Origin of the sequence: Xenorhabdus bharatensis (assembly GCF_037996705.1) — a bacterium.
Lineage (GTDB): Bacteria > Pseudomonadota > Gammaproteobacteria > Enterobacterales > Enterobacteriaceae > Xenorhabdus > Xenorhabdus bharatensis.
Map to the genome: position 1 here is coordinate 13631 of NZ_JBBMXG010000021.1, position 15125 is coordinate 28755.

The window sequence follows — 15125 nt, forward strand, 5'->3', positions numbered from 1 at the left end:
AAAATTAGGGATCATTCACTACAACGTCGGATGGCATCTAATATGACATCGGTGCTGATATCAGAACGAAGTTCTGCTTTCCCGAGCGCTGTGGGTAATACCAGACGAAGCTTGCCTGCGGTGACTTTTTTATCGCGCATCATATGGGGTAAATAATTTTCAGGAGGCATTTCTGACGGGCCATGTACAGGCAGTTTTGCTCTTTCCAGCAGGTTGATGATGCGTTGTGTATCCTGACCGGAGAACGAGCCAACAAGTTCAGAAGCCCGTGCAGCCATGACCATTCCTGCCGCGACTGCTTGCCCATGCAGCCAGACTCCGTATCCCATTTCAGCTTCAATGGCATGCCCGAAAGTATGGCCGAGATTTAATAAAGCCCGCATACCGGAGCGTTCATGCTCATCTGCTGCAACAACAAGGGCTTTCAGCTCACAGCAACGACGGATGCAGTAAGCCATAGCCTGATGATCGAGATCCAATAATTTTTCGATATTGCCTTCAAGCCAGTCGAAAAACTCACCGTCCAGAATCACGCCATATTTGATCACTTCAGCCAGCCCTGCATAAAGCTCTTGAGCTGGCAGGGTATTTAAACAGTTGAGATCAATGACTACAGAGGCGGGCTGGTAAAACGCCCCAATCATGTTCTTACCGAGGGGATGGTTGACCCCGGTTTTTCCACCAACAGAAGAGTCAACCTGAGAAAGTAGAGTGGTGGGCACCTGAATGAAACGGGTGCCGCGCTGATAGCTGGCAGCAGCAAAACCCGTCATATCACCGATGACACCACCACCGAGAGCGATAAGCGTTGTGTCCCGAGCATGATTATTTTCCAGTAAGGCCGAAAATATATCATTGAGCACAAAAAGTGATTTGTATTGTTCACCGTCAGGTAAGATAACTTCATTCACCCGAAGGCCCATATTCAGCAATGTGGATTTCACCTGTTCAAGATACAGGGGAGCCAGTGTTTCATTGGTCACTATCATGACCTGCTGACCAGATTGCAGGGGCCTGAATGCTTCACTGCTCGAAAACAGCCCTTGGGCGATGGTAATTGGGTAGCTTCTTTCACCTAACGTAACAATCACTTGTTCCATATCAGCTTTCGCCTTATTTTTTGCAACGGATTGAATCCGCGGAAATTAATTTTTTTCCAATAATTCAATAATTTGATTAGCTACAACTTTGGCGCTTTGCTCATCTGTACGTATAGTCAGGTCAGCAATTTCCTCATACAGAGGATTGCGCTCATCAGCCAGATTTTCTAAAACTTCACGTGCTGGTGCATCAACTTGAAGTAAAGGGCGTTTTTTGTCGCGCTGGGTACGAGCTAACTGTTTTTCGATAGTTGTTTCTAAATAGACGACAACACCACGGGCAGACAGACGATTGCGGGTTTCTTTTGACTTAACAGACCCCCCCCCAGTTGCCAATACAATGCCTTGTTTCTCAGTCAGTTCGTTAATTATTTTTTCTTCGCGTTCACGGAAGCCTTCTTCGCCTTCCACATCGAATACCCAGCCCACGTCAGCTCCGGTACGTCGCTCAATTTCTTGATCGGAGTCGTAAAACTCCATATTGAGTTGCTGAGCTAACTGACGACCAATAGTGCTTTTGCCGGCACCCATAGGCCCAACCAGAAAGATATTGCGTTTCTCTGCCATGTTTTTGGTATTACTAAGACTATTTGTTAATGATAACCCGCCCCGCCAATCAGATTAGCCGCGGGACCTAAACTGAAACCTCATGAGTGAAATGTGAGATCAGATGGAAAAATTATCTCAGCACATCAGCCTATATTGCAACTATATAAATCTGCACGAACCGATTGAATCGGGTTCATGCCTTTTTTCTGGCTGACTGTAACCCTACCCGTGGATATTTCGGTAGGCTTTTGCTGGTAATAAGAGACCTGCTCACTCAATTAGTTAATCCTTGTATGCTAAATTGTTCTCAGCGTCAAATCCATAAACAGGTCAGACCAAGAAAAATGGCTGATAATAGGGCAAAAAAGTCCCATTAACTGTCTTCAATTAACTGATAAATATATCTATATTTTTTATTGATTAAATATCAGTCAATTGAGGTGTAATAAAAATTACGAGTTCTCTTCGACTATGTCGTTCTCCCTGTTGGTTAAATAATGCACCCAAGATAGGTATTTCTGACAAGTAGGGCACTTTTTGCAGACTGGCCCCTTTTTTCTGCTGAAAAATACCGCCCAGAATAAGTGTTTCGCCATTTCTAACGGTAACTTGTGTCATTATTTCTTGTTTATCAATCGCTAGATTTTCATTTCCGCCCTGATTAATGGGAAGGCCGGGCGCATTCTGGCTGATCTTCAGTATTAACCGGATTTTTCCGTTCTTTAAAATGTGTGGCGTTACCTCCATCCCTAATACGGCCTCTTTAAACTGAATCGTTGTTTTATCCTTATCCTGTACGATATAAGGAATATCCGAACCCTGTTTGATACTGGCTGGTTGCTGGTGTGAGGCTGTCAATCGTGGGCTGGCAATAATATCCAGTTGATTTTCCTGTTCTAATGCACTGAGTTCCATTTCCAGCAGAGTGGCATGGATACGGGCTGCATTCAGTACTAAACGATGGCTTTGGTTACCAGCAGGCTGATGCAGGTTCAGGCGGTTAAACCCCAGTGCTCGATTTTGTGGATCAGCGGTAATACCCCAGTGAATACCTAATTCATGTAGTGCTTCCCTGCTGCTGGTGACAATATGAGCAGTAATTTGAACTTGTTGTTGTGGTGTATCGACTTCTTTCAGCCAGTTTTTGATGCGAGTAATAGCATCAAATTTATCTTCTAATATCAGGCTGTTTGTTAAAGCATCATGTTCTACTTTTCCCCATTTTGTCAGTAAAGCAGGGGTATTTTTTTGCAATTGTGCTGTTATTTTCCCGGCATCAGCGTATTGCAGGGTAATAACCTGATATTCGATTTCCTGATCATCCTGTTCTGACTGATGGAACTCCGTCACTTCATCTGCCGTGCTTTCATTGTTAGGGTTGTGTGGAGGCTGAAAAGGATCTCTAACACTGATGGAAAAAGCGGCTTCTCCCGATTCAGCATTTTCAGCACAACTGAAAAAGGATAAAAACAGGAGTGTCAGTAAGGTGTAAACACAATTCTTCATTGCTGCTTTTCCTCATCATTTATATTTCCCTCATGACTCATATCTGCCAGTACCATGCGGACAGTCAGGCCATTATCGGCGGGGGTGATTGTGAGGTGCTTAATCAGCAATAAGGGCCGTAACTGCTGAATTTCACTGAGAAAGAGGAGTAATTGCTCATAGGTCAGTGACAATATGATATGCCATAAAATCTGATGGCCTTCTTTGCGGCTTTTCCATTCCATCAGTTGGCTGCCGGAACGGGTTAAAGGCTGGTGGAGCCGTTTAAGTACGGTGGTTTTCGGGGATGATGTTATGTGACTATTTGAGTCGAGATTAGCGGTTATCTGCTGGATTTGTTGGTGAAGTTCGGTTAAATCCGGTAGTTCGGAAAAACGGGTTTGAGATAATGCAATATCATTTTTCTGTTCTGCTATTTTGAAGCGAAAAGAATGAATGGCATTTTTATTGCCCTGCCAGACAAAAAAATAAAAACCCAATATAAGAGGAACGATCACCAATTGCTGTAATAAAAATAATTGCCATGCAGGGCGAAGTAACCACACAAGATAATTATTTTTCATCACTGTTCCCCATTAACCACTCAGCATCAATGGTAAATACCCGAAAGTAGTCTTCAGGTGTCGTTGTCATTTTTTTCAGCTGGACATTGATAAGTGAAATATTGCTTGTCAGGTTATCTAATAAATCAGAAACATCTTCATAGTTTTGGCTATTGGCAGCAAAAACTAATTGACCGGAATCATCACTGAATGTGGTTAGCCAGCTTTTTTCCGGTAATAAGTGAGGAAGTTGCCGAAATAGCTGTAAATATCGCTGGTTCTGCTCCATGAATAACTGTTTTTTCCTTAATTGTTGAGCCAGTTGTTGTTGCTGATGAACAGCCTGTTCTGTTTCACTGATAGTTTGTTTTAATTGCGCAAGTTGGTGGCTATTTTCAGTAAATTGTTTTTGATATTGTCCAATTTGTTGTTTTTGCTCTATTGAAATGATGACCTGAGCGGCAGTCCACAGGAACAGCTGTAACCCGAGGAACAGCCCCCATTTATGGCACCGACGTTTAAGTTTTGCCTGTCGCCAGGGTAGAAAATTTACCTGATGCATCATTGATCATCCGGTCTTAGTGCTAATCCTGCCGCGATCATGAACGCATTTATATTTTCCGGTATTGGGGGCTGGTAATGACAAAATGCTGACAGTGGGTGCCAGACCTGAACGGATCCTACTGGTGCGGCCTGCTGCTCTACCGGAGTCAGGCTGGTGGATTGTTCATCACTGTAATAAATCGGGTAACTTTCCCTGTCCGGAGTCATAGGGAGCTGGCTGATGACTTGTGTCAGACTGGTATGAGACTGCGTTGATACCAGCCCATAACTGAAAGGTTGGTTCGCCGGGGCCAGCCATAGCCAGTCAGTTATGCGTTGATGAACCAGCCAGCTGTTGCAGGGAATTCCGGCAAGTTCGGCTACATAGCGTAATGCACAGGGGGCAATATCGATGGCATCGGGGGATAAACCGATTTCTGCGAGCAGACTGAGCCAGAAATTAAGGTCTTTTTGGCGGGTTGCGCTTATACAGATTTGTTGCCCATGCACCCGATAATCGAGAGCCAGATCCGTGGTGGGAAATTGTTTTTCGGCATTAGCGCGGACAAACCAACCGAGTTCCGGCTCCTGTAATGAAATGTGCTGAGGCAGAGGAATTTGTTTCTGTAATGTTTGTTGAACAGGCAGTGCCAGCCTTAATTTAACCTTGTTAGGCAATATTTGCCGCCACTGCGTTAAAATTTGACGTAATTTTTCTGGGTACTGTAACCATCCCCCTGAGATAGGGTTGTTTGGTACCTTATTTAATAAGGGTGTTTCACTCAATGACGATGTTTCATTAAATAAAGAATAGTGCCAGCAATGCCGGAGTTGCCAGCCATGACGGCGTTTAGTGGCCGCAATCGCACGAATGTAATGATTATGGATATCCAGCCCGATATACCATTTTGCCGGGTACATATAGTGATTTCCTTATCAGTGGTGAGTTATTAATGAAAGGTCATATTCATCGTGTTGTATAGCCTTTATACTACGTACTAATCGTTTATAAACTGCCTCATTAACATGGCGTGAGAAATTTCAGGTGAAGTTCATAAAGTATTTTTTGATCCTTGTCGTCTTTTGCATTTTCTTGGGAACTGCCTCGATTTTTGGTTTGTACAAATATATCGAGCCACAGTTACCTGATGTTGCGACTTTAAAGGATGTCCGATTACAGACACCGATGCAGGTGTTCAGTGCTGATGGCGAACTCATCGCTCAATATGGCGAAAAACGCCGCATACCGCTTACCCTATCCGAAATGCCTCCGTTGTTGGTAAAAGCGTTTATTGCCACCGAGGATAGCCGTTTTTATGAACACCACGGTGTTGATCCGATAGGTATTATTCGCGCTGCCTCCATTATGATGACTTCGGGTCACGCTTCTCAGGGAGCGAGTACCATCACGCAGCAGCTTGCGAGAAACTTTTTTCTTACCCCGGAAAGAACTTTGATACGTAAGGCGAAAGAAGTATTTCTGGCGATTAGAATTGAGCAGATGTTAACCAAGGATGAAATTCTTGAGCTGTATCTCAACAAGATCCATCTCGGTTATCGTGCGTATGGTGTCGGTGCTGCAGCGCACGTCTATTTCGGCAAAAACGTGAATGAATTGACACTGAGTGAAATGGCGATGATTGCCGGATTGCCGAAAGCCCCTTCAACGTTAAACCCGCTGTATTCTTATGAGCGCGCGACCAATCGCCGTAATGTGGTGCTGGGCCGTATGCTGGAAGAGGGCTACATTACTCAGCAGCAGTATTATCAGGCCAGAAGTGAGAAATTAGTTGCCCGTTATCACACTCCGCAGATTGCGTTTTCTGCGCCTTATCTGACTGAAATGGTCAGGCAGGATCTGATTAACCGTTATGGCGAAAATGCGTATACGGATGGTTATAAGGTCTATACCACGGTGACGCGCAAAATCCAGTTGGCTGCTGTCGATGCCGTTCGTACTAATGTGATTGATTATGATATGCGTCATGGTTATCGCGGTGCTCAGGAAGTGTTATGGAAATCAGGTCAGCTTGCATGGAACCAGTCTAAGATTACCGATAAGCTGAAAACCTTACCGAAATATGGTTCTTTATTGCCTGCGGTTGTCATGAAATCTAATGCTACTCAGGCAGAAGTGATGCTGACAGATGGCAGCAAAGTTGAATTGACGATGGCGGGAGTCCGCTGGGCACGTCAGTTCAAAACTGATAGCCTACAAGGGCCGGCACCACAGAGTGTGAATAGCGTCATTCGGGCGGGTGAGCAGATTTGGGTCAGAAAGGTCAATGATGTCTGGTGGCTGGCTCAATTGCCGGAAGTTAATGCGGCGTTGATTTCTATTAACCCCATAAATGGGGCGGTAGAAGCATTGGTTGGTGGGTTCAATTTTGAATTAAGCCAATTTAACCGCGTGACTCAATCTTTGCGTCAGGTTGGCTCCAATATCAAGCCATTCCTGTATACCGCAGCGATGGATAAAGGGCTGACGCTGGCGTCATTGTTGAATGATGCACCTATCAGCCGTTGGGATGCCGGTGCAGGTACGGACTGGCGCCCGAAAAACTCGCCTCCGACTTATGATGGCCCGGTTCGTTTGCGTCAGGGATTGGGGCAGTCCAAGAACGTGGTGATGGTACGTGCTATGCGTGCGATGGGTGTCGATTATGCGGCTGACTATCTGAAACGCTTTGGCTTACCGGGAGAAAATGTTGTCCGTACAGAATCACTGGCGCTGGGTTCACCGTCTTTCACACCAATGCAGCTAGTACGCGGTTATGCCGTGATGGCGAACGGTGGCTATCTGGTCGATCCTTACTTCATTAACAAAATTGAGAATGATGCAGGGAAAGTTCTGTACGAAGCGAAACCTAAGGTTGCCTGCCCACAATGTACTGATATTCCGGTGATCTACGGGGATACAACGCGCTCTATTGAGTTGTCCGAAGATTCGATTGAGAACGTCGCTCATTCCGATGTTTCCCAAAACTCCGTGTTATTACCACAGCCGGATCTGGAAAGTGTCGCGCCTAATCTGTACGTTGATGATCAGCAATACGCTCCGCATGTGATTAGTACGCCGCTGGCATTTCTGATCCATGATGCCCTGAAAACCAACATCTTTGGTGAACCGGGCTGGATGGGAACGGGTTGGCGCGCCGCCCGAGATTTAAAGCGTCGTGATATTGGTGGTAAAACCGGGACAACCAATAGTTCGAAAGATGCATGGTTCTCTGGTTACGGGCCGGATATGGTGGCAACAGTCTGGATTGGTTTTGATGAGCACAGCAGAAGTCTGGGGCGTACTCCGGCTCTGAAAGGAGAAGGTGGCGCGAAAACGGCTCAGCCAATCTGGGATGACTTCATGAAAATGGCATTAGAAGGCGTGCCTGAAAAACTGATGGAGGCGCCGAAAGGCGTTGTCTCTGTCACGATTGATCGGGCAACGGGTAAGCTCTCTAATGGTGGAAAAAATACCCGCGCTGAATATTTTATTGAAGGCACTCAGCCGACAGAATATTCCGTACCGGAGGCGGGCACGACTGTCATCGAGAATGGTGAAAGCCAAGAACTATTCTGATCAGTTTTAGATGCCTGCATGGCAGGTATTAAACCGAGATAAAAGGCTCTGTCAGGAAACTGACGGAGCCTTTTGTTATAGGTTATTGATGGATTTATTTATTCATTCTATCTTTCACCGCTTTTGCGAATGGTTTACCGCCATCCACAGCGGTGTAGTGAATATGAAGATTGATATCTTTTAATCGCCACACAGGTACAAGCCCCGGATAATAAAATATGTCATCGATAACATCTTGATCAGGGAACTCCAGTGTCCAGGTGGAAATGGCACCCGTGCCTTCGAACGGCAGGTAACGGTCATCATCAAACATCAGGGTATATAACCAATTCTCTTTCGCCACACTGCCATCATCCTCATTTAAGGAAGAAAGGGCGATTTGCTGTTGAGCGCGCAGATTATTAACCACATTTTTGCTGTTACCCGCTTTCCTGTTTGGATCATAGAGCCAATTAACTCCGTCCATATCCGGATGGGTTAACGTGGAACTACTGGTTTGGGTCAGGATAGCACTAATTTCTGATGACAGGACAGAGCCAAGATTCAGCGTATCCAGAGAGATTGAGACGGAAACCCGTTTAATTTGGCGCAGATAATGGCCGGGATAATTGTCGTCAAACAGTTTTGGATTCAGGGTAAAGGTGATGGATTGTTTATTATCGATCTGTTTTCTTAACCCGCCGCTCGTCAGTAATGAACTGAGGGAGACCGTTTTCTTAATATTCAAACGGCGCTCATTGCGCTGTAACCATGCATTTTCCATTTGAAGAAGATCCAACTGCAATGATTCCCCAGCCAGCAGCCCACGATAAGAGTCGTTCCATGCCGTCGTTTTAATAAAGCTCTGACGTCTGTAATCCCCGACTTCATAACGCCAGCTACTTTCTGCCATCAGGCACATGGATAGCACGGCATCATAAGCCGGAGCATACAAGGCAGCCAGACGCCCCATCAGCCATTGGTAAGTGGGTACGATCAGGAATCCGGTGGTCATGAATTCATACAGCTCACGGGCTGCGGATTGTTGAGCCTGAGCTTCTTTCAGAGCGGTACTGGCACTTTTAATCAGTAATTCCTGCTCTTTTAACTGCATTTCAATGATATTGATTTCACTTTGTGCCTGTTTGTATTCAATCTCCCATTCCTGACGGCGACGTTGGTAATCTGCGCCGTCCTGCAACCTTTCGGCGGCAATATCTAATCCTTCCGCAGTGAGTTGTGCGATGATAGCCGCCGTAGTGACTGGTGCTGAATATTTAGCCCCTCCCATTGCCATACCAAAAATGTTGGGGACAACTTCCAGTGCGGCACCAGTAACGTAGAAAGGAGCGGCAGCTAGTTTGGCAACTTCTGACATGGTTTTCATGCTGATGGCGGAGATTTCCAAAGAAGAAAGGTTTTCTTCATACAGGTTGTGATAATGATCATATCTCTCCTGAGCCATTTTCTTGCTTTCTTCCAGTGTTGCCTTACCCATTTGGGCCATCTGGACAGCCTCTTGTTGCAGTTCAATGGCAAATTCAGACAACCTAATCAATTGTGTTTGTTCCAGTACCTCTTGTTCTGCATTGACTTCGCTTTCTGTCGCCTGAAGTAATCGGTGCCCCATATCAGTAAGCTGTTTCACAGCGTTACTGGCGCGTTTTAACATGATTGGGAAGCGATATGGAGGAATTTGCTGTTGCATGTTACTAAGGGTGCTGGTGGCATACCCTGTATTTCTCTGCGCTAAGTTATCTGGATTGGCAGCACTGGCATAAAGTGACAACGATGATGCTTTGCCATCAATTGTCAGGCCATGACGCAGGTTATACAGCCTATTTTTCAGTGTTTGCTGGAGTTCGATGAGTTGGGTATTGAAAGGAGATATAAATAAGCTATCAATAGCCCGTACATTCGGTTTAAAGCTCGTTTTTATCTTGTCCAGAGTCACAGGATGCCAGCGCGTTGCATCTATGCCTTCCGGTAATGCCCCGAGCAATTGCTGCGCCTGTTGATAAAGTAAACCGGCCTCGTTGAGGCTGTCTCTGGTCAGTTGCCGATAAAGGTAATCTCCCTCCTGCATCCAAAGTTTTATGAGGTAATGGAATAGGGATTTCTGGTAATAGACAGGCTGGCTGTAAGCGACTGTATCCGGGTCGATCTCGTTGAATGATGATGGAAGATTACTGCCACTTTCAATAATGGGGCGAGAATTCCACATCCGAATGCCGCCATAAGGGTCAAACAGATAGTTGATAAACCAGCGGCGGGAATCGTAGAAACGTTGTTCGTCACCGAGCCGGGCTGAAACCAGATAAGGGAGATGGAAGAACAGTTCCCAGAAATATTGCCCATTAGCCCCGTTAAAATCGACTTTGGTTAGTGATGATTTGTCATCTAAGATGGGTTCGGGTAATGATTGGGAGTCCCATGCCAGAACTCGTTCTATAGATTGAGTAGCCCTTGCAACCAGCTGCTTGCCAAATAGTGTGTTTAATCTGATGGCGGTGGAATTGAATCCTAATGTTTTGATATCGAGATATTGTGCCTGTTGTTTGCTTCGCTGCAATGTGATGGAGGGAATTTTGTCGCTTTCCCCGATAGTGACCTCGTATACATTCTCGACAAATTTTGAGGTGTCTTCTGGATTATTTTGATCCAACATAAAAATTGAACCTAATATAAAATAATATTTTTTAGTGTCTGGCTTAAGAGAAAATGGTATTTCTCCCGTTGATGCCTGACCATTAAGCTCTACTTCTTGGCCAAATAGTGATTTTTCTTGTGGATAAGTTCCCATAACAAAAAAAGATTGCGCAAACTTTTCATTTTTAGTCTGGTATTGCTTACTGGCGATAGAAGTATTGTTTCCCTCAATTGAGATTGAGAGTTTCTTGTCACTTTTAGCATCCCATTGAATACTTTTTTGGAATACTTTCCCGCTAACCCATGAAAGATCAAAACTTTTAATAATTTTATTTTCTTTCCACTCATTGGGTAATAACTGGAAAAGTTTTGTTTCGCCATAGCTTATAGTGAATACTTTTGTTGGGGTGCTTTGCCCTTTCCATTGAAAATTAAAGGTTTTAAGACCTGTGTCACTGGCCGGTATTTGAGCTTCAATATGAATGTCATCAGTATTGATTACCCATTGGAGTTCTTTGGTAGGGAGTTTATTGGAATTAACTGACGCAGCCTGATTATTAGTGTCAAACTTGATTAGCGAATTCTTACCCATTAATAGAAGTTTGGTTTTCGTTGGGTCTAATCTGACATCTAAAGTCAGAATTGGAGATCTAAATGGCTTAAGCTTAAAGAAGTTATGTTTGGTTTTTGCCTCAATTTCTTTAACAATGACAAATTTCTCTGTACCAGCATAATGATGTTGTAAGGTATCAGGATTGTTAAACAGTTTATACCACGTTTCGACAATCTTCCTTTCATCATCAAGCGTCTTTTTATCTACTAATAATAAATCTCGTAGCTCCAGATAATAATCTTTGTTTTTTACCCATGTGCTGCTGTCTTTTTCTTTGGTGTCGTATAACAGAACGCCCATCCAGGGATCTTCTTCACGTTGTACGTCTACCATTGCGATTAGAGCGGGCTTGTATTTTTCATCCTTCAAATAATGGTTTTCATTATCAGGGATCCGCTTACCGTCTTTAGTTGGATATTCACCGTTAGCATCGGTGCCATCCAGACGGAATAATTCGTTGGGCGCACTCCATTCCCCATTGCTTTGCTTGAAAGTAAATTTTACGTTGATAGCACGGTAATCTGTGGGTTTTTGATCAGCTCCCATGAGAGGTGTGGCTTCACGTTCAACCCAGATAGCATATTGGCGACCAGAAATCACAATGGGCCGGATTGCCAGCAAGGTGCCTGATAAAGACAGGGTGATTTTTTCCCATTCACTCCATGCCAGTGGGCTAATGATGTTATTGCTGTCACGCAAACTGATATCAAGCGTTCGCCAGTAATACTCCACTGGTTCAGAATTGTTTTTGCCAATAAAGTGGTAGCGATCACTCGTGGGATCTGTGCCATCAATATAGCCGCTGATGAGTTGGAGATTACTGATCCGTTCAAATTCGGTGAGATAACGCAGAATAGCTGTTTGCAGCATATCGTTATTTAAACGGGACTGACCCAAATCATTTTCTAAATCGGCAAAAGCCCGGGTTTTACGCAGCCTGCGCGTCGGATCGATAAAGTTTTCAGGGAAGTTTCTTTGTCGTTGCCAGACCTGCCAGTGGCTATATTGACTCAGATAGCGATTCCAGTATTCAATTCTTTCATCAGTAATGGGAATGGCATCATAGCCCATTTCCAGATGAGAAAAGAGGCGGAATAAATAGCGTTGCAGACTGGCAATGGCGAAAGCTACCCGGCTGGTATCAACTTCTGCGGCAACCTGTATATCCGTCAGAAAATAGTTTGAAAGGTCTTCAATGGTGACGATATCCGATAATGAATCATCAGAAGGTGCCCAGCGCCGTAAGAGATAATCTACCAGCGCATCACGCCAGAGTTCATTGAGTAAGCCTTCCGGCTGGGATTGATCTTCGGGTTTAATAGCGGCAAATAAAGCACTACTGACCTGATGCCAGTGATCATAACTGGATGTTGTGGTCAATTTAGCCACATCTAATAATGGCTGAACTGACGTGTCGCTTTTCTCTGCTAGTGCTTTTAGCCGCATCACGTTACTGATGCCGACAATGTTTTGTGCCACTTTTGGCGCAAAGTATTGTGTTACGCGAAGGATTTCTTTATCTGACCAGCCTATCAATTCAGCCAGATTGGCGGCTGCCTGTTCTGTGGTCCAGACGTTTGTGGCTGGTGGATTCTGACCGATTTGGTTGGCCTGACGCAGGTAATAAATAACATCGTCTTCCGTTTTATTCTCAGGTAATAAACTCAGCCAATCACTATAGCGGCTCAGGCGATGGAGGAAGGTCAGATCAAGGGCGCGGAGTTTGCCATCTTTTTGCAGTTTGAACCAATCAGGGTGATCAATCAGGGTTTCCAGGCTTTTTTCTGTCAGTTTGAATATATTGCAAATCGCGGCGTAACGGCTGAGATCGTACCATGCAATAACAGCTTTATCTTTGCGTTGTTGATCACCTAAATTGCGAGACAATACTATGGTATTAAGCAGAAAATCAGCTTGTTTGTTGTTTGTCCAGCGTAATAACGGTAGAGAAAGCGTATTATCAATGCTAAATACGTGGTTAACGGCGTTAATAATGAGATCTTGCTGAGCAATAAACGCATTGATAAGTAATGTAACCAGATTTTGCGTCCAGATATCACCCTGTTGTTTCCATGCGGCTTCCTGAGCCAGATCTTTGAGTATTTTATTCACTTCATTGAGCAGGGCTTTTTCGCTCTCGCCGCTAGTTGAAATTACACTGTCCAGAACAATACCGAATTGTGTATCCACCAGTTTGGCAAGCGCTGTCATCCAAATGACGGATGTGTTTTTCGCCTGAAACCCCTGCATGGCAGAAGCGATTTTATCTTCACTCAGTAAGGCGTCGTTTGCACTGGGAATAACGGATCTGATTTTTTTAATCCAATCAATATTTTCAATATCAGCAGAGGTATTGCTGCCGGACTGATAAGGCATTAGTAATAGGTTAAGGGACAAGGGAGATAGATTATGTTGCTTAATCCATTGTGAGGCATTCATGACAGCGATAAGTACATCGAGAATATCAATGGCTTTAGCATCCTTAGCTAATACCGGAATGCCTGCCAGTTGTTGCAGATAGTTCGGATTATCGCGGTTCAATAATAACAATAGCCCCAGACTTTCTTTTACTGACATACCCAACAGGCGCGGTAAGGCAACCAGACGATACAGAGCGGAAACCACATCCAGCGAACGTTTGGGTTTGCTCAGGTTCTGTGCCTGCATAACGAAAGAAAGTAATATCTGGCAGGTTGCATCATCAATATTCAACCCCCGGCATAACTGATTAACAGTCAATGCATCGATGCCTTCAGTCGCGGCGGGATCAAATTCTTTATCATCCAGAACCAGCACAAATGAAGAAGATGCCTGTTGTGACAATCCCGGCGCATTGAAAAGCTGATCAAAGAAAGAGGTTTTATTCTCAAGAGCATAGGGCGTTATCTGGCCGATAAAAGCGGAAAATTGCTCTGCACTGACGTTATATTCCTGCTGAAAATGCAGAAATACCCCCAACGTGCGTAGAGTTGCTTCTGTTATTAAAAACTCAGTCTGTTTTTCTGCTTTAATGGCCGTTACCAACAATAGATCTAGCGCTTCATAGCTGAGTTCTAATGCTTTCTGAATGTGAAGGAAACGCTGGATACGGTCAAAGTTATCGTTACTGGCGCCTTTAATCCGGATAACATCTTTTGCCGTGTCTTTATCTTTTATTTTTTCCAGATAGAGTGCGGGAGCTTTGCCTGCGTTGATATAGGAAGCCGCATAGTTGGCACCGGAAGGGAATTGTTTATCGGCATTACCCGGTTTAGTGACGTTACTGGAGTAGGTGACGATACTGTGAGTCTTGGTTTCTTCGGCTATTCCGTTAACCGCAAGCAGCGATTCCGCTTCCTGAGACGTCAGGCCGGTTTGTTGAGTGAATACGGTAAGACGCCCCAGAGATTCTGCGGCTTTGGCTGTATCTCCTTTGATACCGTAATATTTTTCGAAGAAATCTTTCTGGCTGCTTTGTGATTTTTCCAGCAATAATGCCTGCAGTTTCGGTGCCAGTGTGCTGCTTATCATCATTGCTGTTTGCAGCGAGTCAGCACTCAGATTGTCATCGATAAAATTGGGATACTTGCTGTCTGCCCGTTGGATCAAATCCAGTAATGGGATCTCTTTTTTTGCTAATACGGTTGTCGTTTGCTTGAGCGGAAAGTGGAATGGCAACGAAAGCGGGTAATGAATATCAGCCAGAGAATGAGTCAAAGGCTGGTTATTATTGATATGAGTTTTGACTTTTTCGGCCAGCGCTTCAATGACGAGGGGTAACAGGCTACTGGTCTGATTGAGGTTAGTGCTATCAAGCAATAATTTTTCGATATCAGTCCGCCGTTGGCTGAGAAAACGGGCACTCTCTTTATCTGCATCTTTTTCGAACATCTGAATCTGTTGGTACAGCTCAACCAGATAGGCTAACGGCCCGTCATTGGCTTCGGGTAAACCCGGAAAACAATAAAGATCCGGATTATCGTTAAAGAGTGTCTTATAACTAATCTGTGAATTTATATTATTTGCCATACATGATTACCTTTTAAATAGAAATTCGATTAAAAGAAAACGGTGCTTCTATTCTTCAT

General features: G+C 44.4%; 8 protein-coding genes. 1 reads left to right on the forward strand and 7 read right to left on the reverse strand.

From position 1 onward, the window contains the following. Window positions 1–11 precede the first annotated feature (11 nt). The 6 genes from aroB to AAC855_RS17320 all read right to left on the reverse strand — a co-directional run bounded on the left by aroB (window position 12) and on the right by AAC855_RS17320 (window position 5161). Window positions 12–1100, reverse strand: a complete 1089-nt coding sequence (gene aroB, locus AAC855_RS17295) for a 3-dehydroquinate synthase (RefSeq protein ID WP_340611243.1) — start codon at window positions 1098–1100, stop codon at window positions 12–14. Window positions 1101–1145: 45 nt separating this feature from the next. Beyond that, window positions 1146–1667 carry a shikimate kinase AroK gene (gene aroK, locus AAC855_RS17300; protein ID WP_038260059.1) on the reverse strand — a complete coding sequence of 174 codons (522 nt, stop codon included), beginning with the start codon at window positions 1665–1667 and terminating at the stop codon, window positions 1146–1148. Window positions 1668–2069: 402 nt separating this feature from the next. Then, a complete protein-coding gene (locus tag AAC855_RS17305; RefSeq protein WP_340611244.1) occupies window positions 2070–3155 on the reverse strand; it encodes a secretin N-terminal domain-containing protein in 1086 nt (361 codons plus the stop codon). After that, window positions 3152–3718, reverse strand: a complete 567-nt coding sequence (locus AAC855_RS17310) for a hypothetical protein (protein ID WP_340611245.1) — start codon at window positions 3716–3718, stop codon at window positions 3152–3154. Before AAC855_RS17310 ends, AAC855_RS17305 begins: the two co-directional genes overlap by 4 nt. Beyond that, window positions 3708–4262: a PilN domain-containing protein gene (locus tag AAC855_RS17315; RefSeq protein ID WP_340611246.1), complete on the reverse strand. Its 555-nt coding sequence runs from the start codon at window positions 4260–4262 to the stop codon at window positions 3708–3710. The genes AAC855_RS17310 and AAC855_RS17315 overlap by 11 nt, the downstream gene beginning before the upstream one ends. Further along, on the reverse strand, window positions 4259–5161 hold the full coding sequence (locus tag AAC855_RS17320; RefSeq protein ID WP_340611247.1) for a pilus assembly protein PilM: 903 nt from the start codon (window positions 5159–5161) through the stop codon (window positions 4259–4261). The genes AAC855_RS17315 and AAC855_RS17320 overlap by 4 nt, the downstream gene beginning before the upstream one ends. A 124-nt stretch (window positions 5162–5285) precedes the next feature. Between AAC855_RS17320 and mrcA the strand changes: the two genes are divergently transcribed. Then, on the forward strand, window positions 5286–7817 hold the full coding sequence (gene mrcA, locus AAC855_RS17325; protein WP_340611249.1) for a peptidoglycan glycosyltransferase/peptidoglycan DD-transpeptidase MrcA: 2532 nt from the start codon (window positions 5286–5288) through the stop codon (window positions 7815–7817). Window positions 7818–7911: 94 nt separating this feature from the next. Here the strand turns inward: mrcA and AAC855_RS17330 are convergent, their stop codons facing one another. Beyond that, on the reverse strand, window positions 7912–15066 hold the full coding sequence (locus AAC855_RS17330) for a Tc toxin subunit A-related protein (RefSeq protein ID WP_340611251.1): 7155 nt from the start codon (window positions 15064–15066) through the stop codon (window positions 7912–7914). Between the last annotated feature and the right edge of the window lie 59 nt (window positions 15067–15125).

Bases quoted from the DNA above. Each gene is read 5' to 3' on its own strand.
- AAC855_RS17320 (WP_340611247.1), bottom strand. From the start codon at position 5,161: ATGTACCCGGCAAAATGGTATATCGGGCTGGATATCCATAATCATTAC.
- aroK (WP_038260059.1), bottom strand. From the start codon at position 1,667: ATGGCAGAGAAACGCAATATCTTTCTGGTTGGGCCTATGGGTGCCGGC.
- AAC855_RS17315 (WP_340611246.1), bottom strand. From the start codon at position 4,262: ATGATGCATCAGGTAAATTTTCTACCCTGGCGACAGGCAAAACTTAAA.
- aroB (WP_340611243.1), bottom strand. From the start codon at position 1,100: ATGGAACAAGTGATTGTTACGTTAGGTGAAAGAAGCTACCCAATTACC.
- AAC855_RS17330 (WP_340611251.1), bottom strand. From the start codon at position 15,066: ATGGCAAATAATATAAATTCACAGATTAGTTATAAGACACTCTTTAAC.
- AAC855_RS17310 (WP_340611245.1), bottom strand. From the start codon at position 3,718: ATGAAAAATAATTATCTTGTGTGGTTACTTCGCCCTGCATGGCAATTA.
- AAC855_RS17305 (WP_340611244.1), bottom strand. From the start codon at position 3,155: ATGAAGAATTGTGTTTACACCTTACTGACACTCCTGTTTTTATCCTTT.